This is a genomic window from Paenibacillus sp. FSL K6-1217 (assembly GCF_045040735.1).
In the GTDB taxonomy this organism is placed as follows: domain Bacteria; phylum Bacillota; class Bacilli; order Paenibacillales; family Paenibacillaceae; genus Paenibacillus_AQ.
Genome location: NZ_CP150271.1, coordinates 672,087 through 698,080, shown reverse-complemented (window position 1 = coordinate 698,080; position 25,994 = coordinate 672,087). Strand labels below are relative to the sequence as shown.

Here is a 25,994-nt window from a genome sequence, read left to right as displayed (position 1 = left end):
ACCTTGCAGCCTGATTCTGCAGGACTTGCCGCTCTATCCCGGCAGGAAATAGGTGGACAACGCAAACAAAGCCGCAGCCCCAGGCTACAGCTTGTTCACCTTCCTAATGCTCAGTGTGCTCCTCAGCTCACATCCGGCGGGATGCGCCGGGCGATGCCGGTCGCTATGGCGGCCTTAATTACAGCCAGACGTACCTGCTCCACAACCTTCTCGTTGAAAATGCTCGGAATAATATACTGCTCATTCCGCTCATCCGGGTGAACCACCGATGCAATGGCCTGCGCCGCTGCGAGCTTCATCTCCAGATTGACCGTCTTCGCCCGGCAGTCCAGCGCCCCGCGGAAAATCCCTGGAAAACACAGCACATTGTTAATCTGGTTAGGATAATCGCTTCTTCCGGTAGCCAGTACCCGGACGTAAGGCTCGGCCAGATCCGGTTCAATCTCCGGGGTAGGATTCGCCATAGCGAACACGATGCTGTCCGGGGCCATGCTTTGCAGATGACTAACCTGCAGAATGCCTCCCCTGGATACGCCGATGAACACATCTGCGCCGCGCACCGCCTCGTCCAGTCCTCCGCTCAGATTCTCGGGATTCGTGGCTTCGGCCAGCCAGCTCCATTCAGGATTGGTGTAGGCTACATTGCGGTTCAGTATCCCGTCCTTGTCCACCGCATAGAGCTGCTTCGCGCCTGCCGCCAGCAGCAGACGGCAGATCGATACGCCTGCCGCACCGATACCGACGACCACAATTCTGGAGTCTTCAATCGTCTTCTCCACTACCTGGAACGCGTTCAGCAGACCAGCCAGCGCAACTACCGCCGTACCATGCTGATCATCATGGAAGACCGGAATGTCCAGCTCCGCAGACAGCCGCCGTTCAATCTCGAAGCAGCGCGGCGAGCTGATATCCTCCAGGTTGATGCCGCCGAAGCCCGGAGCAACCGCTTTCACAATCCGGATGATTTCTTCCGGGTCCTTGGTGTCCAGACACAGCGGGAACCCGTCAATATCCGCCAGCTGCTTGAACAGCATGGCCTTGCCCTCCATCACCGGCATCGCCGCCTCCGGTCCGATATCACCAAGCCCAAGCACTGCGGTACCGTCGGTGACGACAGCTACCGTATTTCTTTTCATCGTCAGGGAATATGCCTTGGACGGATCTTCGGCAATTGCCGTGCAGACACGGGCCACACCGGGGGTATACACCAGCGACAGATCCTCCCGGTTCTTGATCGGCATCTTCGGGGTAACCTCGATTTTGCCCCCGAGATGGGCCAGGAAGGTACGGTCGGAGACATTGATGACTTTGATCCCGGCCATATTCTTCAGCACGCTAATAATCTCTTCGTTCGCCGCATCCTGCACATTCACAGTCAGGTCACGGGTCGTCACATCCTTGCCGCCACGGATCACGTCAATCGCGACAATATCACCGCCGGCTGCGGCCAGCCTGGACGCCACATCGCCAAAAGAAGCCTCTGCCTTACGGATCTCAAGCCGGATAATCATCGTTGTTGCAATGGACATAGAGTATGCCTCCCTCATCAGACGGATGAATTCTATCCTAATATACTACAGTTCACACGATGTTCATAATCAATTCCGGGTTAACCGGGAATTTCCCACTGTTCTGCAAGCTTCAACAGCTCCGCCTCGGCCGCTTCTTCATCCTGTCCCAAGACTTTCGCTTCAATATAGTAGGTTAACGTATTAACGCTGTCACTCTTGCCGGAACGCTGAAAACACAGCCAATAATAAGTAGTCTCAGGAACCGGATAGACCGCGCTTCCCCCCTGAACGAACTTGATCAGCTCCCCTTCGCCTGCCGGAGTCGGCACCGGCTTCCTCCATAGCACCTCAGTATGATTGGGGATACTGATATAATTACCCGGACGGCTCTGCTCGCCAAGCGTCAGCTCCAGTTGGTCGAGAGTCACAGCCTCCATCCCCTGCACATATCGCGCAGGCTCGTCCGCACTTAGCCGCAGCCGGTGTACGGCCGGGCCGGAATCAGATGCTGCGGACCCGTACAGCGCTCCTCCGCCCAGAACGAGGCAAATCGCTGTGATAAGCGCGGTTTTACGCATTTTTGCTCCCATATGAACACCCCCTTTGAAACCATTTTAGTATAGGATATCATTGCGTTTCCCCAATTGACAGGGCACAATAGTAGTGGCGCAAGACCTATGAATTCTTGTCATTGAACAAATACAGCACGGATTAGGAGTGAGAAGATATGACTAACCCTTTTCAAGCATTGGTAGTGGACAAGACAGAACCATTCTCCGTAGAGATCAGACCGGTAGCACTGGAGGAACTGCCCGCCGGTGAAGTGTTAATTAAGGTAGCTTATTCCAGTGTAAACTACAAAGACGGACTGGCAAGCATCCCTAATGGGAATATTGTGCGAAACTATCCGTTCATTCCAGGGATTGACCTGTCAGGGACGGTAGTCTCATCTACAGACAGCCGGTTCCGCGAAGGCCAGTCTGTCATCGCCACCAGCTATGGGATCGGCGTCTCCCACTTCGGCGGCTTCAGTGAATACGCCCGAATTCCTGCGGACTGGGTCGTCCCTCTGCCGGAAGGCTTAACGCTGCGGGAAGCGATGATCTATGGCACGGCCGGATTCACGGCGGCGCTGTCTGTGCAGGCGCTCGAAGCCCAAGGAATGACTCCTGATCAGGGAAAAGTGCTCGTTACCGGTGCCACCGGCGGTGTCGGAGGTGCGGCAACCGCCATCCTGGCGAAGCTGGGCTACCAGGTCACTGCCAGTACCGGCAGAACGGATGAAGCAGAATATCTGCTGGCGCTTGGCGCCGCTGAGGTCATCTCCCGTGAAGAGGTCGCGGGCAGTGCGGTGAAGCCGCTGGACAAGCAGCTCTGGCAGGCGGCAGTGGATTCAGTCGGGGGTACCCCGCTTGCTGCCGTTCTAAGCAAAATCGCCTACGGCGGCGCAGTGGCCGCAAGCGGCTTAACCGCAGGCACGGCTATCCCAACCACTGTCTTGCCGTTTATCCTGCGCGGAGTCAGTCTGCTCGGCATCGATTCCGTAGCTTGCCCTATGGAGAAACGGGTCAAGCTCTGGAAGCGCATGGCAGGTGACATGAAGCCTGCGGTGCTGGATACGCTGGTGGACCGCGAGATTTCCCTGACGGAGCTGCCGGCGGCGCTTCAGGATATTCTCCAGTCGGGTACCCGGGGGCGCGTGCTTGTCCGCATAGCCTAGTCTTACTTGATGCAAGGTTAGCAGTATCGGCGGCAGCCCGTTCTGAATCTGGAACGGGACGCCGCAAGAACTGCTGAATGGTCTGTCGGCTGGATACCCGGAAGTGACTATTGACCAAGCCTACACGCGTAAGAGACCATAGGATTAGACAGATATCGAACACAGGAGGGAAAGCCAGATGGAAGGAATGACCCGTGGTGAGCTGGCGCGGCAGGCGGGGGTGAGCGCAGCCGCCATCCGTTATTATGAGGACAGCGGCATCCTGCCCGCCCCGGAGCGGACCGCGAAGGGATACCGGATCTATTCCGCGGATGTTCTGGTGAAGCTGAAGTTCATCAAGGATGCCCAATCCCTGGGATATTCACTGAAAGAAATTCAGGCAGCGCTTGCCCTACTCGGCTCGAAGATGGATGAGGACACGTTGAAGGAGCTCGTCCGCGACAAAATCACCGAAATCGATGAGAAGGTGGCCGCCCTGTATTCCATCCAAAGCATGCTGGCAGGTCTGCTGGAGACTCCGCAGGAGGATATTCAGAATTATCTGCATTCCTTTCAGGTTCCAGATAAGAAGAACTGAGGGTAAGCTCCCTTTTTGTTAGATCTCAAAAGAAAACGGCGGCGTATTCTGTGCATGCAGAATGACGCCGCCGTTTTTTCAAGTCCAGTGTATATTGCTGCTGCTACTTGGTTCCAGCCTCATGTACAGCTTGCGGAGGAGCCTGGAAGTAATGCTGCTGGCGGTAGGGCTGGGCATACGGCTGAGCATAATAACCGTGTACCGCCATCGGCTGGTATCCGAAGGATTGCGGAGACGGCTGCGGCTGCATGTAAGGCGGCATATTCGCACTGGCCATCATCGGCGCCATATTGGCGGGAGCGGTATGGGTACCCTTTATATTCTCGTTCGCAGCCTTCGCAGGGGGACAGCAGTCTGCAGGCGGACCAATGAAGGTCTGGGGCTTCACCGGAGCGAGTGTCTCCTTGACCAGCGCTTCATTCAGGCAGTAGGTATGCGCCAGCACATTAGCCGGGGTCAGGCTCAGAAGATCCGAGCCGAGGATGACCTCTGGAGTGGGAGCATCGAAGACCGCCAGCAGATGGGTGCAATCCATCGTAGCCACTTCATAATGCCACCAGCCCTGCGGCACATTGGCAACCTGGCCCGGGGTGATCGGGAAATGCAGCAGCTCATTCGTGAACGGGTTAATCAGCGACACCACGGCTGCGCCAGAGATGCAATAGACCAGTTCAGCAGCATTTTGATGATAATGCGGTTCGACCACATTGGATTTGCTGAGGTAGATATCGAGCAGCGAGGTGTTCTCCAGGGTGTTCAAATTTTTGATGCCCAGTACATTGATATAATTGCAGTCATCCTTCTTGAATAAGGTGTTGCCGTTCATATCAAACGTAAACTGTGTATTGGGCGACGTATAATCCATGTAAGAGGTCACACATATCCGTCCTTCCTCGGGGCCGTTTTTATCGTTCTGGTTATATGGTATGTATCCGCCCATGCCCAGGTGACGATGAATTGTGCCGACGCCCGGTAAAATTGCAACTTAAGCGGAATTGAATAGCTGGATGCGCGATTAAACAATGGATGGGGCGGACGGGCTGGGTTGGATGGGGCTGCAACCATAAAAGGAGTAAAGTCTCACATGCCCCGCAGTCGCCCTATGCTAATGTATGCGTTTTTCCGCATACATTTTGCCCGGAACCCCGCTTGCGCTCCAATGTATGCTGTTTTCCACATACATTTTGCCCGGGAGCCTCGTATCCGCCCGAATGTATGCTGTTTTCCACATACGTATTGCCTGTAGGCCCCGCTTCCGCCCCAATGTATGCTGTTTTCCGCACACATTTTGCCCGGAACCCCGCTTGCGCTCCAATGTATGCTGTTTTCCACATACATTTTGCCCGGGAGCCTCGTATCCGCCCGAATGTATGCTGTTTTCCACATACGTATTGCCTGTAGGCCCCGCTTCCGCCCCAATGTATGCTGTTTTCCGCATACATTCCAGACTCCTCGTTTACTCGTAGGGCCTCCACACCCTTTTCCGGTCCCGGACAAAATAAAAAGACGGAGGGTAAACATCCTCTCCGTCTGTTCATTGTAAAACTTAGTTATCCTCTACCAGCCGCTTCGCCGGATTAATGCTGTAATCTGGGCAGTGTGATGGCGGCTGTGCCAGATGTATCTCTCCAATGCCGTATCCAGTGTCATCTCACCAAGACCGCCGCTTACGAAGGTCCGGTCATAATCCTCAGGCTTCAAGGAGTCCAGCAAGGTGGCGAATCTGCGGTTAAGCAGTCCGATGAGCTGGAGTGAGGATTCCACCGGCTCGCCGGAATAATCGCTCTGCTCCGCCCACAGATCCTGCCGGTAGCTTGGAACCAGCGGTGCTTCCTCCGTCAGCCCCCGCTTGAAGCGGAGGTATGCATACATGCCCGTATCGGCGAGATGATGCACGACTTGAACCACGGTCCAGCCGCCCGGCCGGTAAGGCGTCTGCTGCTGTTCCGCCGTTAACGGCTCGACTGCTGCCCGCAGCTCCTCTGCCAGCTGCTTGAAGACTGCAATCGATTCTTCCCGTACCTCTGCCGTCCGGCTCCCCTTAGCGGCGAATCTCCCAATCGGGTATTTTAACAATTCCAGCTCCTGCTCTTCCACATTGTCGTTCATTTCGCTCACAGCTCCTTTATTATTGTTCACTGGATATCAGCTCATAGGCCTCTTCCAGTGTTCCTGCTGTAACATCCGGCGGTCTCGGTGTGCACCATTATAAAGAATCACCGGATATCTCCATCATCTATTCCTTCAACAGCTTAACAAAGTTATCCGGCAGCCTGAGCTGCTGATTGTTCAGAATCATATCCCGCAACTCGGCGAATGGATCTTCGTCCTCCTGCGAATCCTTGATTTCCTTAATCTCACGGTGCAGCCGCTCCATCTGCAGATCGAGTTCATACGCCTTGTCAGCCGCATTCTTGAGTTCACGGGTCAGGTGCTCGGGAACCGCCTGGCTGTATTTATAGAAAATTTTATGCTCCAGACTGGCCCAGAAGTCCATAGCTATCGTGCGGATCTGCACCTCCACGCAGACATGCTCCTGACAGTCCGACATGAATACGGGAACCTCGATCAGCAGATGCAGACTCTGATACCCGTTCGGCTTCGGGTTCTTAATGTAATCCTTAACCTCAAGCACCTTGAGATCGTCCTGCTTCTGCAGCATGGCGCTGACTTGATAAATATCTGAAATGAACGAACAGGTAATCCGCAGTCCGGCGATATCCTTGATACTGGATCTGATCTGGTCGAGGGACAGCTCACTGTTCTTGCGCAGCATTTTCTTCATAATGCTCTCCGGGGATTTGATCCGGGACTTGGTGTGCTCGATCGGGCTGTAGTCGTGAAGCAGCTGGAATTCCTCTTTGAGAATATCAATCTTGGTCTCCATCTCGGCGAGGGCGAATTTATAAATCATCATAAAACGGGTAAGCTCATATTTGAGCTGCTTCAATTTCTCTAACTGGTTGTCGGTATGCATCTTCATTTCTCCTTTATGCTGCTGCACAGAATGACTATATAAGACACATTTAAGATTTGAACTCAAAGCTTGGTCGGCGCTACGGTGAACATTTGGACTTCCGGCCGCTGTTGTCACCCGATTTCCTCAATTTTATCCGCTCTTCGCGGTTGAAATCCGTTGACAAAGGCGGTCGCTGCCGCTCCTTCAGTGCCAAATTTCCCCTCCGCTTCTTTTTGCTTTTATAATTTATGTAGTGTTTCTTAGATAGAATCCTATGCAACTCTTCCATCTCTAATTAATCATAGCCAATCTATCACGGGAACACAAACCTTCCTCCGGTTACCGTGACTCCCGCGTGCTGCCTCCTTTCTTCTCTCCACACACGAAAAAAAAGCCAAACCGTCCAAAAGGACAGTCTGGCCGTTCAATAGAAGCGGACACTGCGGGCAGTGCCGCTTCATCCGGTCATTCAGTTAACCACTTCATCGATGGACAGGCTGCGCTCACGCGACAAATCTCTGAAGCCCTCGCCTACTTTTACCAGCGGCTTAAAGAGGTCCAGCGGGTTATTCATGACGATCATGCCCACTTCGCCGTTGCTGAGCTGCACATTCTTGCCCACGAAGCTAGGCAGTAAATGTCCGGTCAGTGCCTGCACCACCGTCTCGTTCAGCTTGCCGAAGCCCATCTCATGCACTTTGCGCAGCACGGTAACCAGCCCCTGCTTGGGACGGTTCGCGGTAGAAGTGGTCAGCGACATATAGATGTTGGCTACCGAGACAATCTGGGCGTACGGATGGATCTCTTTTTTGAGCAGCTGATTCGGATAACCTGAGCCATCCTCATACTCATGATGCTGAAGGGCTACCAGTGCGGTAATCTCGTCCATTTTGGAGCCGCGGATCAGATCATAGCCATAGAAGGTGTGGCGTGCCAGCTCATCCTTCTCGGAATCCGTCAGCAGACCGTGCTTGTTCAGGATCGACAGGGGCACCTGGCTTTTGCCGATATCATGCAGATAGCCCGCACGGCTGATCATGTACCGCTCCTCCTTGGAGTAGCCCATCCACGCTGCAATATAATAGGATAATAAGCCCACCTGTAATGAGTGGTGATATGTATCGATGTCATCCCGGTCCAGCAGGAGCAGCAGAGAGACAACATCCTTTTGCCCTTCCAACGTCTCCAGAAGCGGCTTCAGCGTATCATCGACTGCAGACTGCGAGAAGCTGCCCTTCGTCAAGGCTTCCAGAAAAATCGCTTCATAATTCAAAATAGCGAGATCAAAATCATCGTGCAGCCCGTGGCTGGGCGCAGGTTCTTCATCCGTATGCAGCCCGCTGCGCGGCTCGATATCGACATAATCAATTTTGTGCCGGATCAGGATACTAATCTCTTCCCGCTCCACACGCGTCCCCTTGGGGAGAACGTGCAGCCCTACACCATTGAAAGTGTCTGCCATAAGACAATCTCCGTGCTTTAGATCCGTGACATGTACTTTCAAGTACCAGCACCCCTTTTGTATGATAGGAATATTCCGTTATGCTCCACTTGATCATAGTCAACAGACGGTAAAGTAACAATCCGGTCAAAGTCACAAACTCCAAACAATCTAGTTCTATAGAATCCCTGTCTTTAGACGCCTTTCCATATTCTGTTCAGAGCCATCTGACAAATCTCTTGTACTTTAGCCTAATTTCGTTCTCTTCCGCCCAGTACATTAGTCTCTTCCTCACCGCTGCCGTGTCTTCTGTGAACCTGAAACAGAGATTAACCGGGACAATCCGTTTGCCTGCAGGCAATATTCCTACTATAGGACCATCTATGTAAATGACCATAATCCCTGACGCGGAGATGCGCTTTTTGCGAATAATAAGCGAATCTGTCCCCCACTGAAGCTGGCCTTCCTTCCGCAGTGCGGCGCTCCGTCCAATTTGTAGTATAATCGCTAATGCAGCACATCACACTTTCAAGGGGGATCAGATCCAATATGTATGAGCATCTCGTAGTCTTCCGATTCAATGAGCAATATGATAAAGGCCAGGAGCCAGACCTGTTACAAGCACTGCTGGCGCTGAAAAAGCAAATTCCCGGCATAGTTGAGCTTACGGCAGGCGTTAATGTAACCGAGGAGCAGGAGAATGTCCACGGCTATACGCTGGGGCTCCGCGTGACCTTTCAGGATCAGGAAGCCTTGCGTGCGTACGGGCCGCATCCGGCCCATCAGAAGTTCGTGTCCATGCTGGAGGGAATCCTGGAGAACGTAGTAGTGGTGGACTACCCGATTTTTGCGTAGCTCTCACTTCTGTTAGAATAACTGGTTCACATCGAACAGCACTTTGCCGATCAGCGCATCCTTGTCTACGAACGGAGTCTCCCATAAGTGGGCGTCATAGCTGACGTTCCGGTTGTCGCCCAGGAAAAAATAATGGTCTGCGGGAACGGTGACCGGCCCGAAGGTATAGGTCATCTTTTCCTGCAGGTATGGCTCATCAACCGCCTCATGATTGCGGTACAGCTTGCCTTCCTTAATCTCAATAACATCGCCTGGCAGACCGATCAGCCGTTTCACATATCTTTTATGCGCATCTTCAGCAACGGGCGGATGGAATACAACGATATCGCCATGCTTCAGCGAGGTGTTCCACAGCATTTTGTCCACCACAAGCCGGTCGTTAATCGCAATAGTCGGAATCATTGAGCCGGTAGGCACCCGCATCGCTTCCGCTACGTAAGTCCGGATAAATAAGGATAGAATAATGCCTATGGCTATACTAGGCACCCACTGCTTCAGGAATTTCTTCAACTTCCTTCACCTCAGATTCATATAATTAGTCTTCAAAATGCTCAATAATCCGTGACATTTCCAGCTCTGCATCTACTGGAGAGTGCTTCGGGAGATGAATCACCAGCAGTCCGCCGAAGATCTGCTCCCATCTGCCCCCATGCTCCGCAACCCGCTTCGTGAAGCTGCGGATCTCGCCGGAAGCCGCCGCTTCTTTGCTGAGCAGCCAGGCATACCGGACAAGCCCGGACTTCTTCACTGTTTCAATATAATACGCGATCCCCTCACGCTCACTCACTCGGATAATATCACCAAGCGCAATCCCCGGATTAAAAATTGGCGTCTCTTCAATCCGGTAGGTGTCCTTGCCGACCCGGGTCACATCCAGCACCTCAATCTCCCGGCCTTGCTCATCAAAGCATATATGTAATCCAACCGTTCCCGGCAAAAGCATCCCTCCTGTTCCATTCTTGCCTGTGATACCGGCACATACCGCACAGCACAGCACAGCACTCACTTCATCGCCCGCAGTGACTTCGAGATGATGCCCTCCAGCACCTTCCAGGGAAGCAGGGCCTTCCCGATCATGAGGACCCGCGAGCCCCGGCCTACAGGATAACGCAGCTTCGGCGCACGTAAGGCAGTGATCCGTCCAATCAGATCAGCCACCTCCTGCGGATCTGGAGCCGTCTCCGACGCCCGCCGGGAGTACCGCAGCACCTCTTCAAGCCTGGTGTGATACGGTGATCCTTCGCTTCTGTGCATTCCTGTAATCCCTTTGTCCCAGATGGGAGTTCGGAAGGAGCCCGGTTCAACCAGCACAACACGGACGCCAAAAGAGCGCATCTCCTGGCGCAGACTCTCGCTGAACCCCTCCACCGCAAACTTGGAGGCGGCATACGGGCCATAGCCAGGGAATCCGCTCAGGCCGCTGACACTGCTCACGTTAATGATCAGGCCGCTGCGCTGGACCCGCATTAGAGGAAGCACCGCCTTCGTCACGGCAATCAGGCCGAAGAAGTTGGTCTCCATCTGCCGCCGCCAATCCTCCATGCAGACCTCCTCCACGAATCCGCCTACAGCGAAGCCGGCGTTGTTCACCAGCACATCAATTCTGCCGGCAAGCTCAAGACTAGCCTGAACGGCAGACGCAATCGAAGCTTCGTCCGTCACATCCAGTGCCATCAGATGGATGCGCTCCCGTACCCCCGCCTGTTCAGCCTGCTGAACAAGCTCCTTGCTGCGGCCAAGATCCCGCATGGTGGCAATGACCTGGTACCCTCTGCGGGCCAGCGTAATTGCGGTCAGCAGCCCGAATCCGCTGGAGGTGCCTGTGATCAGTGCGACCGGCCCATGCTCATGAGGCTGGCTTAGATTAGTGTTCATGGGGCACCTCCTTTCATTTTGCTCAAGTGAACTGGTTATGAATCGGCCTACAGCTTCAGCTTCTGAATAAGCGGCATGCCGATCCGCCGGAGCAGCAGCTCCAGAATGGACCAGCCGCAGCGGTTCAGCAGCGAGGTGCCCCGGTCATACACCGCCGAATATTCGGTCGCTCCTGCCGCTCCCCGGTTGCGCTTGAACTGGCCGACACCGGAGCTCTCATGCAGCAGAAGGCCCCTGCTGCCTGCAAGCCCGATCAGCACAGCGGACAGCATACGGTAGAGTCCTACAGACTGAGGCAGACTCGTGTCATAACCGAACAATGGCGCAGTCATCGCGCCCTCCCGCTCATAGAAGCCCAGCACTGCATCCAGTCTTCCCTCCTTGCGCAGACCATAGATCTGTAAGGTCCGCCGTTCCAGCGCCAGGGCAATGTAGGCTTCGGTGAACTGCGGATTATAGGCCGAATATTTATCGATATACAGCAGTCTGTACAGCTCCACGATCCGGGGAATGTCTTCCTGTCTGATCTCCTCCGGGCCGACCTCAGTATAGCCGTGCTTCACCAGCAGCTTCATGTCACGTTTGACCAGCCATCTGGCCTTTGAGCCGGCGGTATCCGGGTGCAGCAGGTAGATCTGACGGCTTGGGACCAGCTTGCAGCCATACTCCTGCAGTCTGCCGGTGAGTTCTCCCGAAGTCTCCCGGCTAAGCGAACGATACATTAAGGTATAACCCGGATAAGCCTGTCTAAGGTAATCGAGGATCGCCGTCAGCTGCTCCGCACTTAAGGCTGGATACAGGTTGGTGGACAGCAGCCAGTTGTTCACCTGAATCACCCGGTTGAACCGTGCTTGTCTCAGCATCCGGCCCATCCCAGTGAGCATCAGCGACAGCAGGCCCTCTAGCATCCGGTTATTGATCAGGGCAAGCTCCTCACGCGCATAGCTGACATAATGGGTATACGGTGAACATACATACGAATTGTCATAGTCTGCTTCGTTGACGGTAATGGGAACGGGCAGACCATCGATGGTCAGCACCTTAACTATTGTACTCACATTGGCAATAAAAGGTTGCGCTCCCCGCTCCAGCAGCGGTGTAAGATACTCCCGGGCGTATCGCCCATACTCTGTATCCGGCCAATCCAGCCCGCTTACAGAATCACGGTCATATAGCGTCACTCTGTTCTTCACAGCTTCCACCTTCTCTCCACCCGGCGCAGCTTGACCCTGCCGGGCACGAAGTCGTAGGCGGTAAATATTAGCTGCGGTGATATACAGGACAGCCTGTCGAATAAGCGCGTCAGTTCTCCTGTAAGCCGCTGCTCCGTAACTTCATCGGTGCCGGTTCGTGTCCGGTAGGAGATCTCCAGCTCAGTCAGGCTGTGCTGGATGACCCTGTAATGCTCAATATCTGCGGAAGCCGCCAGCACGGCCCTCGTTACAAAATCAGGGAATACCGTGACCTGCATATCTTCTGCGGCATGCGGCAAATACAGGATGTCGTCACAGCGGCCTTCAATCCGCTCTATGGCAGTAAAGAGTGAACCACAGGGACACGGCTCTGCCGCTTCGGTCAGAATATCGTTCAGCCGGTAGCGGATGATGGGCTGCACAGTTCTGGAGAAATCGGTCACGACCGGCACGAACCGGCGTGATCCTTCATCCAGCAGCTCTTTTTCGATATGTACAATATCTTCGTTCAGATGCAGCGTCCCGTGACTGCAAGTCGCACCGAGGAAGCCCTCCGTACACTGATAGGCCTGATGCACCTTCTGCCCGAAGGTCTGCTCGATATGCTGCCGGTCCAGCGGGTCCAGCACTTCCGCAACCGCAATCATCCGGCGGGGATGCAGCTTCAACTCGCCTGAACGCTGTGCTTCGGCCAGCAGACGCAGCATGGACGGCGGTGCAATCCAGATATCCGGCTGGTACTCCTTCATACGGGCCAAGAGCCGGGGGAGCGGCTCCAGCAGATCGAAATACCGGAACTGCAGCCGTCCCTGCTTCACAGATTCATACAAATTGCTGTTCGCCCGCAGAAAAAAAGCAATGCTCGCCCGCTTCCACAGTCCCCCCGGCAAAAGCTTCGCCAGCACGGTCCCCGTCCAGGCAGCCTGCTCTGCTTCTCCAACGAGAAAAATCCCCCGGTTGCCGGAGGTGCCTGAGGACAACCCGACGGTGACACCCTGCAGCTTAGGCTTGAAGTTCCTGCTGTTCTCCGCTTCATAGGCCTCGGCAAAGGCCTGCTCCTTCGTAATGCCCGCCGTATTGAGCTGATCGAAATTCTCCATCATCTCGGACTTCCCGATCACCGGGAAGCTGCGCCATTCCTTGGATGGAATGCCTGCCCACAGCTCCCTGTAGAATCCAGAGTGCTGCCGCACCTTGTCCACATGACGCCTGATCCGCTTTTCCTGCCACCGCTCCAGCGCGGCCCGGCTCTTCCAGCGTCTGCCCCACCTGGTGAGAATGTAATGGGTGAGCACCAGCCTGATCCGCTTCATTTCACACTTCCCGTTCCCCAGTGCGCAAGCGCCTCTCGGCAATGGCTGGGCACAATCCGCAGGGCTGGGAATTGTTCATGGATCTGGCGCAGCCGCTCGAAATTGCGGTGGTATTCCTTACGGCTGGACATGATCAAGCCTGCTGCCGGGTGGGGCTTGCGGTTCTCCCGGAAAGCCCGGCTGGACCAGACCGTATCTGCGCAGAGCAGATAATCATGCTCGCCGGTGGAGACGAAGACACCGATCATACCGGCGGCATGGCCGGACAGCTCAACCGCCAGCAGGCTGCCGTCTCCGAGCAGATCATAGGCTTCCGGGAACGGAAGGCCTTGCGGCAGCGGACGCTTCGCCGAGGTCTCATCCACCGGCATAGAGCGGAGCCTGAAGTCATCCGGGAGCAGTCCCGGCAGAAATCCCGCCTTCGTGGCCCGTACCGGACCCAGCCCGCTGACAGCATCGTAAGATTTCTGCAAATAAATATACTGCGCCTGCGGGAAATCCCGTACCCCGCCGATATGGTCCGCATGAAAATGCGACAGCACCACATAGCGCACCTCCTCCGGCGATATCCCGCCTGCCTGTAAGCGCCGCACTGCACTCTCTTCCTCCTTGTAGACTACCGGAGTGATCTTGCGGTATAGAGAGGCCGGCAGGCTTGCAGTCTCCTGGAAGAAGCGCGCACTGTAGCCTGTATCGAATAGGATGGGCCCGTATTTCGGATGCCGGATCAGGGCGTAGCCTGCTGGAAAGGCAACAGGCTTCAGTGAGCCTCCCCGCAGCGTCAGCAGCTCGGGATGCAGGCAATAGCCCGCTGACAGTATAGATAATCCAACTGGAATTTCTGTAATCATTGCTGTTCCCTCCACCACTCTGCAAAGGCTCGAAGTCCCTCATCTGTTGTTATGCGCGGTTGATAGCCCAGCTGCTCGCGGGCCAGTGTAATATCAAGGGTCTGGGATATACCAAGTGCGGCCGCAGAATAGCGGGTTAGCAGTGGCTCACCCGGGATAGGCAGCACCTTGTAGATCCCCTCCATTAAGGCCGCTGCGGTATACGCTACCGGGTAGGGCAATCGCCGGGTGTGCAGCGGAAGCCCGAGCAGTGAGAATAGCCGGGTGACCAGCTCCTCGAACCTTAGCGGCTCACCATTGGTAATATTGTAGACGCTGCCGGAAGCACAGAGCGGGGCTTCACAGCAGAGCAGCATGGCATCGACTACATTATCTACGCAGGTGAGATCAAGCTGAGCCTGTCCGCCATTCATCAGCGGTACCCCCTTGCTCTCATTCGCTGCCAGCAGCCGGGGGAACAGGGCGTTGTCCATCGGGCCGAATATGGCTCTGGGCCGGAGCATGAAGGCTGTAAGGCCTTCGCTTGCAGCCCGCCGGACTATCTGCTCGGCGATCAGCTTCGTAGCGGCATAAGCATTGGCCGGCCGCCCCGGAAGCGGATCACTCTCCCGGATGCCGAAGCGGTGCTGCTGGCTGGAATACACACTGGGTGTGGAGATATGAACCAGTCTCCCTACGCCATGACGCTTGCACCCTTCTACTATATGGCTTGTAGCCTCCACATTACATGTATAGAACTCCTTGTACTTCCCCCAGGGTGAGGACAAGGCTGCACAATGGAACACAATATCCATTCCCCGGCACAAGCTATAAGCAGTCTCCGGGTCACGCAGATCCCCGGCCAGGAACACTGCACCTTCCTGCTCCAACTGCTTTCCCAGCTCCGGGTTGCGTCCCTGCGCGTAGACCTCCCAGCCCATCCGGGCCAGCCTCCGGGCGGTATGCCGTCCAAGAAATCCGGTTGCACCTGTTACCAGCGCTTTGGTCATGCCTCACCATTCCATTCTATATCTTCAGTTAATGCTTCTGTGATCGAGATGCGGTGCCGCCTGGCTGTCTTCCAGGCGGCGTATACTACGCGGAACTGCTCACGGGCAGGGCGGCGGTCCTCCTTGCGGTAGACCACATCTGCTGCTCCAAGCAGCGCCCGCCGCCAGCTGCGGATTCCTCCAGGTCCCGGCTTCAGCCCGCAGCCCAGCATGGGCAGCGTCAGCATCGCTGTGCGGGCTGAACGCGGAACAATCACTGTTCCCGCCTGCACAAGCCGTCCGGGATTCAGCAGCGCCTCTATCAGTCCGTCTTCCGGTGTGAACAGATGAATACCGCTTGTTGCGCGCGGATTGCATTCAATCGGATACAGTGTCCCGTTCTCCGGCTCGATGAAATCCAGCCCGATCTGGCCGCTGAAGCCGGTTGCTCCAGCGAACCGCTGCACCCATTCCAGAGACGCAGGATGCTCAAGAGATTCAAAATACACACTCGCACCGCTCCGGCCTGTCCTGTACCTGCTGTCATACGCAGCATGAGCCACAACTATGCCATCGTGAACAATGCTGTACGTGCAAACAGCTCTGCCTTGAATATACTCCTGGGACACCCAGGGAGCCTCGGCCGATAGGCCGGCTGGAGGTTGTCCTCCCCCCGAGGCGCGGCTATGCGGATCAGCCGAAGCGGATTTCCGGTCGGGGAGAATGACTTTGGAGGCAAAGCGGGAGTATGCAGGCTTGTAGACCCGCTGCTCCCCCCTGTCCGCTGCCTGCTTCACGGCTCTCTGCCATTCTTCTGCACTGCTGATCAGCACCGTGTCCGGGACCTTGAAGCCGAGCGAACGGAGCAGGACCATGAACTCCCCTTTATGGTGCAGCCCGGCCAGAATACTTCGTTCTGACGTAAGTACGCGGCACCCCGTTAGATGCTCAAGACCGGCAGAGACATAGAATATCTCCTCGCAGGTCGGAATCAGGCAGTGAATGCCCAATTCTTCTGTTAACGCAGCCAGCCGCTGGACATAGGCCTGCGGGTGATGCCTTGGGGCAGGCACCCGGAAGCTGGCCTCGACGGCAGAGGATACCCGGCACAGGTGATACTCAGCACTCTCCGCTACATATACCCGGTGGCCTGCGGCCTTGAACAGCCTTGCCAGCTCCAGGGCCACCGGGGCGCGCCCGCCGGTAATCAGAATATGGCGGGCCTCAGTAATCAATAATCATGCCTCCCAGAGACAGTCCTGCCGCTGTGCCGATCAGCATGATCCGGTCTCCGCGTGAGATCCGGCCCTGCCGGATGGCTTCATGCAGGCCCATCGGAATGGACGCTGCAATCGTATTGCCATGGCCTGCGGTATTGTCGAGGAAGCGGTCCTCGGCAATTCCCAGCTTTTTACGCAGGAGACGCATCGCCATTGCACTGCCCTGATGTGGAATCACAAGCTTGAAGTCGTCCATCTGATTCCCTGTGGCGCTCAGCATGTCAGCAATGAAATCGGGAAGCAGCTTGGACGCTTTGCGGAATATGGCCTGTCCATCCATATGGAACAGATAAGGCAGCGCATCCTCTGCTGTATAATTCTGGGGATGCAGTCTGGTCCCGCCTCCGGCAATCTCCGAATAACGCGCCCCACTGCTGTAGGTTTTGAGTGAGGCATGGAGTATCCGCGAGGAATCTCCCGTCTCCGCAGGTCCGATCACCACCGCTGCCGCTCCGTCACCGAACAAGGCCGAGCTCTCCTTATCCTGCCAGTTCAGCCCCACCGATGCAATCTCAGTGGCCACCAGCAGCACATTCTTATATCTGCCCGCTTGTACCATGTAGGACATCACATCAAGCCCTACAAGAAAGCTGAGACAAGTCGCATCGATATCAAAAGCCGGAACACCGGAATCCGCCTGCCCCATCGCCTGCTGAATGAACACGGCGGTACTCGGAAGCGGCTGCTCCTTGGTTCCACTCGTACAGACCAGACAATCGACCTCACTGAAGCTGAGTCCTGCATCGGCTAGGGCCGCATCGGCGGCTCTTGCGCCCATGAAGGAGGCGGTTTCATCTATGCCGGCATAATGGCGGGTGCCAACGCCCGTGATTTTATTCACCCAGCCCGGTGCTGTGCCAAGGATCTGATCAAGCTCTGCATCACTGACTACACGCTCCGGCAAATATTTGCCTGTTCCTTTTATTTTCACATGTCTAAGCTGCATAATGCATCTCCCATTCCTGTGAGTACCAAGATGTCGAACCTTATATATTATTGTAAACTACAGATATATTCTACTAGATTTTCCGGCAGAGTCATATACAAAAAGACAAGTGGAAACGGCTTTGCCGTCCTTTTAAAGGACGATACCGTTTCGGCGAGAAATAGAAGGATAATATATATTGTGAAACATATAAATTCTTATATTTAGATAAATTCCCATTCCACGAACTAACGTTCCTAAAAATGCTTGACTATGCAGGTTCACCGGGGTTATAGTAAATGCACAATAACACATGGCAAGCGGGAGAAGCACCTCGCAGGACAGGCAGTTCATGCCTTTCTTGGAGGTGCTTCTTTGTGTGTATGGGTACCTATTGATGCCTATTGATGCCTATTGATGCCTATTGATGTCTATTGGCAAATTAAAATCAGAGGAGCTGAATGCAATGTTTAAATTCACTGGCTTCACGCATCGGAGAGGTTTGGGAGGAGTTACACTTTTCCAGGGGAGAACTGTAAGAGGAATGGCTGTGCTGCTGATCGTACTGTCACTGTGGACATATCCTTTGTCCGGTGTCTCTGCCGATTCCGGGTGGGATGCTGCGCTGGACGAGATTCATAATCTGTATACAGACTATACGGGTCTACAGGCATCGCTGAAGTCTGACCTCCAGCGGAATCAGGAATTGCGCAAGCAGAATAACACTGCACTTGCCGCCGTGAACAAGCAGCTTCAAGCTACTAACGCCGCTCAGCTCGCCAAGCTTAAGTCTGCCTTGGAAGCGGTGCAGAAGAAGCATGCTCCGTTACTTGAGCAGTATACCGCCCTCAGCAAACAGATCACTGCTGCCCGTAAGGTAAGCAATCTGAAGAGTGCCACCGTGCTTGAGCTGAAGCGCAATAAGCTTAAGGCTTCCGCAACCGCAGCACGGGCTGAAGTGAAGAAGGCGGCCTCCGCCTTGGCAGAAGCCAAAGCGTTAACTGCCGCGAAGAACAAGCCTGCTAAGGATGCCCTTGCCCCCATCACCCTGCTCAAGAAGCAAATCGCCGCCCAGAACAAGCTATTCTCAGCCGCACAATCAGAGCGAACCGAAGCCGACAAGCGCTACAAGGCCGCAGTCCAGGCCGGGGACGCCACCCAGGCTGCGGCTGCGATGAAGCTGTCTTACAGCAGGATGAAGGAGATCCGTACCATGGCCGGACAATTGTATGGCTGGGAACAGCAGATCAGCACGGCGCTCCGTGCCGCAGAGCAGAAGCTGCCGAAGTAGCTTATTCCTGAAGCTTAGAGCAGCTTCACCAGCCAGGTGATGACGAAGGCTCCCGGTACCAGCAGGGCTTGGCCCAGCAGAGATCCCAGGAAGCGCGAGCCCATCAGGAGTACATAGATCTTCCCGAGCTGGTCACGGTACTCTTCATTCTCCGTTGCTTTATGGGTGATGATTCCCAGCTGCGGATCGATGAACACTGTCAGCAGTATCGTTGCTATCCCGTTAATCAGGCCGGATGCCTGGGAGGCGGTGGTGCTGAACTCCGGCAGCAGCTTGGCCGCATACATCGAGGATAATACGCCTACCGTGTAGAATGCCGTCACGAAGACATTCATCACAATGAAGCGCTTGGGAATTCCGAGATAACGGAAGCTGCTCAGCCTGACCTTCGGTCTGCGGATATATTTGCGCGTATTCTTAAGCTGGGTGACAGTTACACTCGTCAGAAGCTTGGGGATGGAGCCTTCAATCTCCAGCTTGGAGATCACTCTTGCGAACAGCCCTACGAAGGTCGGGAACAAGGCGATGGCGATCAATGTACCCAGCGAAGAAGCCAGCATAATGATCCGCAGATAATTGAGCAGCGGGAAGCTGTCGTCAGCCTTGGCATAGTCTACGAACTTGGCCGTCAGGGGGCCTTGTACCATATTTGCAGTTCTGGAGACCAGCACGATAATTCCGGTCAGGGATAAGGCGATAGCGATCTTGTTCAGCTTCACTCCGGCAAACCGCACCGAATACGACAATGTCTCCGCTGTATGAATAATCAGAGTCAACAGGCATACCACCATTAAGCTGTTCGTCATTTACGGTTACTCATCTCCATATTAAGCAGCGTTCGGCAGATGACCGGCATTCGTATTCCATATTATTACAGACCGGATCGCCCCACTTAATATATATTCTTCTTCCTGGTTAATCCAGAATCAATTTTGTAAGATTTGGTCGGCCGCCCAACAGAACAGAATTCCGGCTGTATACCGTACCAGATCAATCCAGAGAAAGCCGTGGCCGAGAATCAATCCGCCAATGGTTGTAGCACGAATATGCAGAATCCATTCTGCCTGATAGAGCTGGCTGAACTCAATTCCGAAGCTGAAGCACAGGCTAAGTCCCAGCGACATCCATAACGGATGCCGGATCAGCAGCACACGGGAGGCAAGGTAGATCATCCCTGCCCAGATCGCATCCCCAAAGTGTTCGCTGACAAAGTGCGGCAGGTGGCTCCCGTATGCCCGGGTCCCAAGTCCCAGTAATAGGGCCAACAATACTGCGCCGCAGTAGATCATCCTGGATGGTACATCCAAATTCCGCAATCGAAACTACTCCTTCATATCATTGCTTTTATTATGGTTACTCTTAATATTTCAGATCAATCAAATACAACCTTCATTGGGCCAGCAGCATCCCGCACGAACAGCTTCGGGGGATACGGGATGGTTAGCCCGGGCAGCTCGTCTTCCTTGAAGAACTTCAGCTCCTCCGCTTCCCCGTCCAGGCTTCTCAGCTGGCCTTTAACAATGACACATTCGAATACAATAACCGTGTACTCTACCTGATCCCCATTGCTATATTCATACCGGTATTTCCCGCCGCCGAATACGCCAATAATCTGTTCAGGCGTAACCATTAAGCCGGTCTCTTCGAATACCTCCCTGCGCAGCGCTCTGGACGGTGTCTCTCCGGGTTCGATAGCTCCGGCCGGAAGGCCCCATAACGTCTCATCCTTTTTGCGGATCAGCAGAATTCTGTCCTGTTCATCCCTTACTACAGCCGCTACAGACGGCATCATTAACAGTCCGTTGCCGGCCTTCCCGCGCAGCTCCCGGTAATACTCAGACATTGGCATGAAGTTTCCTCCTGACTTTATTTCAATTAATCCCTATATCCTTCATAATTCCAGCCTACAGTTCATCCTTGCGGAAAGAAACCGGATGAACCACGAAATCATCCGGCTGATTCTCACAATCCGTCAGCTCTACGTTATAGTATTCCTGAGTCTCGGCAAGCCCGATGGCTCTGCACACATATTCAATCTTCCCGCCGTCTCCCGCCCAGTCCCGGCTATTATCCACCGTCCAGTGCAGTACCCTGCCATCGTTGTAGAAATCATGAATATACGGCCCGCTGTCAACGCCCCATTTAAGCATGGTGAGGTTATCTCCCTTACCTTCCTTAAATCTATGTATCATTTCTGTAATTCTGTCCAAATCCAGCTGATCGAAATGAGTAATCAAGTTCCTCTGGTCCCTGACCAGAGGGACGGGCTTGTCGAATTCCCGTATCAGCAATAGTGAAAGCACCACAATAAGCAGTGTTTCAAGAATAATAATAACCCGACTGTATTTGCTGAAAAAGTTGTTCATGTGCCCTCCCGCTCCACGGTTGATGAATAAACAGGGTTAGCACTATATTTGACATGGTTGTATGATATTCCTTGTCTGACAGGTTATATAACCCAAAATATCTCCAGCCATAAGGCGGAGATATCTGTGGGTTCTTTGTAATATTAATGTTTCCACTCTTCACTAGCTCTTCAACCTTCGCCAAGCTCCGGTGCCTCCAGCAGCGGCAGCCCGCGGCGGCGGGTGCGGAAGGTCCACAGCAGATCCGCTGTGAACAGCAGCAGCACTCCGGGAAGCAGCGGCAGCCATACCTGTTCAACCTGCCGGTACAGGGAATGAACCATCGGCTGAATGGCATAGATGCAAGCCAGTGACAGGCCCCACCAATACAGCGAGAACTTCAGGCAGATATGCCCCTTGAGCTGGTACGGCATTGCTGAATAATCCCACCACTGTCTACGAAACATCCTCTTCAGCAGCCAGCCGCTGACAAATTCCACAGCCGATGGAATAAGCAGTGCCAACAGCAGGAAGGACAAGAAGGGAAGCCTGCTCTCATATGCCGCCAGCAGCAGCAAGGGAGCGCAGCCATACATGGGTTTGAACGGCCCTTTCAAAAAGCCTTCTTTGCGAAAGGTACCTGCGCTGTAGAGGTTATAGCTGCCTTCGAGAACCCACCCCATGAACGAGTAGACAGTGAAATAGAACAAGTATGGACTCACCGCCGCCAATGCACTGTACCCGCTCTGTATAAGCAGTATTGCCATTATAATTCTGCCGCCTCCTGATCCATTAATATACTAATCCAGGCTAGTATGCCTCGGGGAGCGGCTGGTTATGAGGGAATCTGAGTGAAGACGGCTTGGCGTGTTGGACCATAATATAGATGATAAGCACATAAATTTTATATATGACACATTATATATTGCATAATCCGCATATAATACGTATTATTAAAGGAGAATCACCGATATCTGATGGAACTGGAGGAAGAATGTGATTGATTTGACATCCCGTCAACTGCTGATTATTGAAATTGTCAAAAAACACGCCCCGATCACCGGCGACCAGATTGCCGAGCAGCTTCAATTATCGCGCCCGACGATTCGTTCAGACCTGTCTGTGCTGGTCATGCTGGAATACATTGACGCCAAGCCGAAGGTCGGGTACTTCCTGGGCAAGAAAGTGTCAGGGAAGCTGAAAGGCAGCGATGTGCTTAAGGAGACGAAGGTTGCCGCCATTCTAAGCACACCGATTATCGTTCGTGAAACGGCAACCATCCAGGATGCGGTAGTGACTTTGTTCCTGCAGAACGTAGGGACGCTGGTGATATGCGATGAGGAGAGCCGGATGGCCGGGGTCGCTTCCCGCAAGGACTTCCTGAAGGTAACCTTAGGCAACCCTGCTGCGGCAACGATGCCGGTTAGCATGGTAATGACCCGGCGCACCAAGGTCGTGACGGTCTCCCCCGAGGATACCGTTCTGGAGGCTGCATCGAAAATGATTGTTCATGAGGTCGATAGCCTGCCTGTCCTTCACCCTGAATTCAAGCAGGCGGACATGGGCCAGGAGGTTATCGGACGGCTGACAAAGACAGCGATTATCAAGCTTCTCTTAGAATTTGAGCTTAACGTTTGACAGGAGGGAACCTATACCCAATGGAGCATTCGTCACAATTCATCACCATTTGTTCGGACTCGCTTGGCGATACAGCCGAGGCAGTGGTGCAGGCTGTTATTCACCAGTTCCGGAATAGTCCGGTCACGATAAGAAGATACGGCAATGTCAGACACGAGGACGAGCTGCGCAAGCTGCTAGAGGAGACTGCACAGCTTCACGGATTTGTCGCTTATACTCTGGTGCAGCCGGAGCTGAGAGAGGTCATCCGGGAAGAGGCGGTCCGGCTCGACCTGAGGATTGTTGATTTGATGGGTCCCATGATGCAGGCCTTCATCGATACGTTCGATGATAAGCCGCAGGCAAGGCCCGGTCTGCTGCATCAGCTTGATGACAATTATTTCAAGCGTATGGAGGCCATCGAATTCACCGTCTCCTGTGATGAGGGCCGGGATCTGTCAGCCTTGCCCAGGGCAGATATTGTACTGCTGGGAATGTCCCGCACCTCCAAAACGCCGCTTGGCATCTTCCTCGCGCATCGCGGCAACAAGGTCCTTAATCTGGCGGCCGTCCCGGAAATGGCCCCCCCGTCCCAGTTGTTCACCCTGCCGCCGAACCGGGTGTTCGGGCTGACCATGAAGCCGGAGATGATGCTGAAGATCCGCTCCGAGCGGCTTAGGGCGCTGCATCTGCCGGAGACCTCACAATATGCTAGCCTGGCAAGAATCGAGGAAGAGATTCAGTATTCCAATGTATTGTTCGGCAAGCTGGGCTGTCCGGTTATTGATATTACCAACAAGGCCATTGAAGAGACCGCAGGAATCATTATGGGCTATATAGCCGATTCGGAAGATTAATACTAGAACACCACTGGAGGGGAAGAATATGGAACGAGAGCTGGCATTGGAAATTGTAAGAGTGACTGAACTGGGGGCGCTGGCAGCAGCACGCTGGACCGGCCGCGGGGACAAGATGGCCGCTGATGATGCGGCTACAACGGCAATTCGTACCATGTTCGATTCCGTATCCATTGATGGAACGGTCGTTATCGGTGAAGGCGAAATGGACGAAGCGCCCATGCTCTACATCGGAGAACGGGTAGGCAACAAACGCGGACCGGCGGTAGATATTGCTGTAGATCCGCTGGAGGGTACAGAGGTTGTCGCTTCCGGTCTGCACAATGCGCAATCCATTATTGCGGTTGCCGATAGAGGCACTCTCCTTCACGCACCGGATATCTACATGGAGAAGCTAGCCTGCGGCCCTGAACTGGCCGGCAAGCTGAGTCTGGACGACGATCATGAGACAACGGTCCGCAGAGCCTCCGCACTGACCGGCAAAGCCTTATCCGATCTGACCGTACTGGTGCTCGACCGCAAGCGGCATGAAGCACTAATTGCTACATTACGGCGTCTGGGCGTGCGCATCCGGCTCATTGGGCATGGAGATGTAGCCGGTGCAATCGCGGCGGCCCTGCCTGACAGTGATGTCGATCTGTACATGGGCTCAGGCGGTGCGCCTGAAGGAGTCCTTGCTGCCGCTGCGCTGCGTTGCCTTGGGGGAGAGATACAGGGACGGCTGCTGCCGGAGAACGCTGTTGACCTTCAGCGCTGCCTGAGTATGGGGATTACCCATCCTGCACATATACTCACCATGGAGGATATGGCTGGAACCGGTGATGTGATTTTTGCAGCCACCGGTATTGCTTCTGGAGAATTTCTGAGCGGTGTCCGGCAACTATCGAAGGATCGGGCCGAGACACATTCCGTTATTATGCGGGCGAGCAGCCGTACCATCCGTTATCTGCGCACCATCCACTACCTTCCCGGGAAAGTGATTCCTCAAGGAACGAGCGAGAGCGTCGATATGGCAGCCGGGTAAGGGTAAAAGGATGGGAAGAATGATTCACATCAGGGGGCAGAGGGCTTTGCTAACTTCAGCCCTCTGCCCCCTGATTGTCTAACTGGTCAATTATAGGTCTTCTGTTCCCGCTCCAGCGTTCCTAATTCTTCGGGAGCGGATCGGGATGTGCGGTTTCGGCCGGTTTGGCTTCCCAATCATCGGCTTCCGGTTCAATGTCCACACCGTTTTCCATTTTTTTGCGTTCCGCGAGTGAATCCCCGTCTTTATTCTCTTTGTTGCGGATGTCTGCTTCATTGCCGGATTGATCTGACATGTGAACTCCTCCTTGTTATGCAAGCTATGCGTTTTGAATTACTTAGTTATAGTTACCCGCAGACCCCTTTTGCAAACATCCCGTCCGAACAAAGCTTCATCTCCCTTTCTTTTTCCTTTCTCCATCCACTTGTCATTCAGCGGACGGGCCCCTCTTATTCATAATACACACGAAATACAATATCCTGTTCGTAATTCCCGAAGCCGCGCCCGAATAAGGTTAAGCCGCCCCGCCTTCGGGTGGTGTCTTCAGCGGTAAACCTGAAGCTCCACTGATCCTGCTGCCAGCCCACTTCATCAATTGTAACCGCCGAGATCTGCTGGCCGTCCATATAAGTTCCCCCTGCATTAATTCTAAGCACCTTCAGCAGTCCATACTGGTTGACATCCGATTTCCACCAAGCCGGGGTCAGCCTGCCTCTCAATACGCCGAAATCACCGGGACTGGTCCATTTGCCAAGCGGAATGCCGTTCAGCATAAAAGAGATATCCGAAGGCCACTTCTCGTTCACACTCGGCGCCTCCGAGCCGATCTCCATTGAAATCTCGATCTCCTGCACCGTCTGGTCCATGAACAGATAATTCGGAACCTTATATTCTGCGTATCCCTTGGCGAACCAGAGAATCCCGGCATCGACCCGCTGCGGGTCCAGGAAATAACGCGGGTCGTCATAATACCCGATCAGCTTCTCGGTGGTGGCAATGCCGCAGGTCGGTGAAGCTGCAAGATCCGTGTAGTGGCCGACAGGGACAGACACCTCTACCACCTTGCGGGCAATTCCTTTGGCCCCGGATAATTTAATCTGCAAGAAATTCGCGGAAAGTGAGCAGAATTTATACGTCCCCCCATCGATCCGCTTCATCTGGGAGCTGACGATACCGGCCCTTTGCAGCTTGGCTACATGCGAGCTGACAATGGCGCTGCTGAGGTACAGCCTCGCGGCAATCTCCTTAATATGCATCTCCTCACTGCTTAACAGATCGATGATCCGCAGCCGCACTTCACTGGCCAGGGCTTCATAGACCTTCAGCGATTCGGAATCTGTCGTTAAATACATGAGTTTCCCTCCGCACTCTTTGAATTAAGTATTAGGTTAA

General features: G+C 54.2%; 29 protein-coding genes. 7 read left to right on the top strand and 22 right to left on the bottom strand.

All coding sequences use genetic code 11. From position 1 onward, the window contains the following. Positions 1-122: 122 nt before the first annotated feature. Positions 123-1,529, bottom strand: coding sequence for an NAD-dependent malic enzyme (locus tag MHH28_RS02840; RefSeq protein WP_405111514.1), 1,407 nt, complete (start codon positions 1,527-1,529; stop codon positions 123-125). An 80-nt stretch (positions 1,530-1,609) separates the two neighbouring features. Beyond that, positions 1,610-2,101, bottom strand: coding sequence for a hypothetical protein (locus tag MHH28_RS02835; protein ID WP_405111511.1), 492 nt, complete (start codon positions 2,099-2,101; stop codon positions 1,610-1,612). Positions 2,102-2,238: 137 nt separating this feature from the next. Between MHH28_RS02835 and MHH28_RS02830 the strand changes: the two genes are divergently transcribed. After that, positions 2,239-3,231: an acryloyl-CoA reductase gene (locus MHH28_RS02830; RefSeq protein WP_405111508.1), complete on the top strand. Its 993-nt coding sequence runs from the start codon at positions 2,239-2,241 to the stop codon at positions 3,229-3,231. 178 nt (positions 3,232-3,409) lie between these two features. After that, positions 3,410-3,808 (top strand): MerR family transcriptional regulator, encoded by a 399-nt coding sequence (locus MHH28_RS02825; protein WP_405111505.1) that lies wholly within the window; start codon positions 3,410-3,412, stop codon positions 3,806-3,808. Positions 3,809-3,911: 103 nt separating this feature from the next. On the opposite strand, the gene MHH28_RS02820 is transcribed toward MHH28_RS02825, so the two are convergent. From MHH28_RS02820 to MHH28_RS02805, 4 genes are all read right to left on the bottom strand, one after another. Beyond that, a complete protein-coding gene (locus MHH28_RS02820; protein ID WP_405111502.1) occupies positions 3,912-4,685 on the bottom strand; it encodes a cupin domain-containing protein in 774 nt (257 codons plus the stop codon). Positions 4,686-5,365: 680 nt separating this feature from the next. Next, positions 5,366-5,947, bottom strand: a complete 582-nt coding sequence (locus MHH28_RS02815) for a YfiT family bacillithiol transferase (protein WP_405111500.1) — start codon at positions 5,945-5,947, stop codon at positions 5,366-5,368. 97 nt (positions 5,948-6,044) lie between these two features. Further along, positions 6,045-6,785 (bottom strand): GTP pyrophosphokinase family protein, encoded by a 741-nt coding sequence (locus MHH28_RS02810; RefSeq protein ID WP_405111497.1) that lies wholly within the window; start codon positions 6,783-6,785, stop codon positions 6,045-6,047. Between the two features lie 451 nt (positions 6,786-7,236). Further along, on the bottom strand, positions 7,237-8,229 hold the full coding sequence (locus tag MHH28_RS02805) for an HD-GYP domain-containing protein (RefSeq protein WP_405111495.1): 993 nt from the start codon (positions 8,227-8,229) through the stop codon (positions 7,237-7,239). Positions 8,230-8,757: 528 nt separating this feature from the next. Here MHH28_RS02805 and MHH28_RS02800 point away from each other — a divergent pair. After that, on the top strand, positions 8,758-9,063 hold the full coding sequence (locus MHH28_RS02800; protein ID WP_405111492.1) for a Dabb family protein: 306 nt from the start codon (positions 8,758-8,760) through the stop codon (positions 9,061-9,063). 12 nt (positions 9,064-9,075) lie between these two features. Here MHH28_RS02800 and lepB read toward each other — a convergent pair whose 3' ends face one another. The 9 genes from lepB to MHH28_RS02755 form a co-directional block, all read right to left on the bottom strand. After that, the gene (gene lepB / locus MHH28_RS02795; protein ID WP_405111489.1) at positions 9,076-9,573 is read right to left on the bottom strand and encodes a signal peptidase I; all 498 of its coding nucleotides are present in this window, start codon (positions 9,571-9,573) and stop codon (positions 9,076-9,078) included. Positions 9,574-9,598: 25 nt separating this feature from the next. After that, positions 9,599-10,000, bottom strand: coding sequence for a DUF4265 domain-containing protein (locus tag MHH28_RS02790; protein WP_405111486.1), 402 nt, complete (start codon positions 9,998-10,000; stop codon positions 9,599-9,601). 65 nt (positions 10,001-10,065) lie between these two features. Further along, positions 10,066-10,938, bottom strand: a complete 873-nt coding sequence (locus MHH28_RS02785) for an SDR family oxidoreductase (RefSeq protein WP_405111483.1) — start codon at positions 10,936-10,938, stop codon at positions 10,066-10,068. Between the two features lie 47 nt (positions 10,939-10,985). Continuing rightward, positions 10,986-12,131: a GNAT family N-acetyltransferase gene (locus MHH28_RS02780; protein WP_405111480.1), complete on the bottom strand. Its 1,146-nt coding sequence runs from the start codon at positions 12,129-12,131 to the stop codon at positions 10,986-10,988. Continuing rightward, complete coding sequence (locus tag MHH28_RS02775) at positions 12,128-13,444, bottom strand: F390 synthetase-related protein (RefSeq protein ID WP_405111477.1); 1,317 nt, start codon at positions 13,442-13,444, stop codon at positions 12,128-12,130. The genes MHH28_RS02780 and MHH28_RS02775 overlap by 4 nt, the downstream gene beginning before the upstream one ends. Beyond that, complete coding sequence (locus tag MHH28_RS02770) at positions 13,441-14,295, bottom strand: MBL fold metallo-hydrolase (protein WP_405111474.1); 855 nt, start codon at positions 14,293-14,295, stop codon at positions 13,441-13,443. Before MHH28_RS02770 ends, MHH28_RS02775 begins: the two co-directional genes overlap by 4 nt. Next, entirely contained in the window at positions 14,292-15,284 is a 993-nt protein-coding gene (locus MHH28_RS02765) for an NAD-dependent epimerase/dehydratase family protein (protein ID WP_405111471.1), read from the bottom strand. The genes MHH28_RS02770 and MHH28_RS02765 overlap by 4 nt, the downstream gene beginning before the upstream one ends. Further along, positions 15,281-16,498 (bottom strand): ATP-grasp domain-containing protein, encoded by a 1,218-nt coding sequence (locus MHH28_RS02760; protein WP_405111468.1) that lies wholly within the window; start codon positions 16,496-16,498, stop codon positions 15,281-15,283. Before MHH28_RS02760 ends, MHH28_RS02765 begins: the two co-directional genes overlap by 4 nt. Then, complete coding sequence (locus tag MHH28_RS02755) at positions 16,488-17,489, bottom strand: beta-ketoacyl-ACP synthase III (RefSeq protein WP_405111465.1); 1,002 nt, start codon at positions 17,487-17,489, stop codon at positions 16,488-16,490. The genes MHH28_RS02760 and MHH28_RS02755 overlap by 11 nt, the downstream gene beginning before the upstream one ends. Before the next feature lie 445 nt (positions 17,490-17,934). On the opposite strand from MHH28_RS02755, the gene MHH28_RS02750 reads away from it, so the two are divergent. Continuing rightward, a complete protein-coding gene (locus tag MHH28_RS02750; protein WP_405111462.1) occupies positions 17,935-18,759 on the top strand; it encodes a hypothetical protein in 825 nt (274 codons plus the stop codon). A 14-nt stretch (positions 18,760-18,773) separates the two neighbouring features. On the opposite strand, the gene MHH28_RS02745 is transcribed toward MHH28_RS02750, so the two are convergent. The 5 genes from MHH28_RS02745 to MHH28_RS02725 form a co-directional block, all read right to left on the bottom strand. After that, a complete protein-coding gene (locus MHH28_RS02745; RefSeq protein ID WP_405111459.1) occupies positions 18,774-19,565 on the bottom strand; it encodes a lipid II flippase Amj family protein in 792 nt (263 codons plus the stop codon). Between the two features lie 120 nt (positions 19,566-19,685). Next, entirely contained in the window at positions 19,686-20,075 is a 390-nt protein-coding gene (locus tag MHH28_RS02740; RefSeq protein WP_405111456.1) for a DUF2809 domain-containing protein, read from the bottom strand. A 56-nt stretch (positions 20,076-20,131) separates the two neighbouring features. Beyond that, a complete protein-coding gene (locus MHH28_RS02735) occupies positions 20,132-20,608 on the bottom strand; it encodes an NUDIX domain-containing protein (protein WP_405111454.1) in 477 nt (158 codons plus the stop codon). A gap of 55 nt (positions 20,609-20,663) precedes the next feature. Next, positions 20,664-20,909: a hypothetical protein gene (locus MHH28_RS02730; RefSeq protein ID WP_405111451.1), complete on the bottom strand. Its 246-nt coding sequence runs from the start codon at positions 20,907-20,909 to the stop codon at positions 20,664-20,666. 386 nt (positions 20,910-21,295) lie between these two features. Continuing rightward, entirely contained in the window at positions 21,296-21,871 is a 576-nt protein-coding gene (locus MHH28_RS02725; RefSeq protein WP_405111448.1) for a putative ABC transporter permease, read from the bottom strand. Between the two features lie 229 nt (positions 21,872-22,100). Here MHH28_RS02725 and MHH28_RS02720 point away from each other — a divergent pair, with 229 nt between their 5' ends. From MHH28_RS02720 to glpX, 3 genes are read left to right on the top strand one after another with little or no spacing between them, the layout of a single operon-like run. Then, on the top strand, positions 22,101-22,742 hold the full coding sequence (locus MHH28_RS02720; RefSeq protein WP_405111445.1) for a helix-turn-helix transcriptional regulator: 642 nt from the start codon (positions 22,101-22,103) through the stop codon (positions 22,740-22,742). Positions 22,743-22,762: 20 nt separating this feature from the next. Next, on the top strand, positions 22,763-23,578 hold the full coding sequence (locus tag MHH28_RS02715; protein ID WP_405111442.1) for a pyruvate, water dikinase regulatory protein: 816 nt from the start codon (positions 22,763-22,765) through the stop codon (positions 23,576-23,578). Positions 23,579-23,606: 28 nt separating this feature from the next. Beyond that, positions 23,607-24,602 carry a class II fructose-bisphosphatase gene (gene glpX, locus MHH28_RS02710; RefSeq protein WP_405111439.1) on the top strand — a complete coding sequence of 332 codons (996 nt, stop codon included), beginning with the start codon at positions 23,607-23,609 and terminating at the stop codon, positions 24,600-24,602. Between the two features lie 121 nt (positions 24,603-24,723). On the opposite strand, the gene MHH28_RS02705 is transcribed toward glpX, so the two are convergent. Both MHH28_RS02705 and MHH28_RS02700 read right to left on the bottom strand, forming a co-directional pair. Further along, positions 24,724-24,897 carry a hypothetical protein gene (locus tag MHH28_RS02705; protein ID WP_341140756.1) on the bottom strand — a complete coding sequence of 58 codons (174 nt, stop codon included), beginning with the start codon at positions 24,895-24,897 and terminating at the stop codon, positions 24,724-24,726. Positions 24,898-25,051: 154 nt separating this feature from the next. Further along, a complete protein-coding gene (locus MHH28_RS02700) occupies positions 25,052-25,954 on the bottom strand; it encodes an ArsR/SmtB family transcription factor (RefSeq protein ID WP_405111435.1) in 903 nt (300 codons plus the stop codon). Positions 25,955-25,994 lie beyond the last annotated feature (40 nt).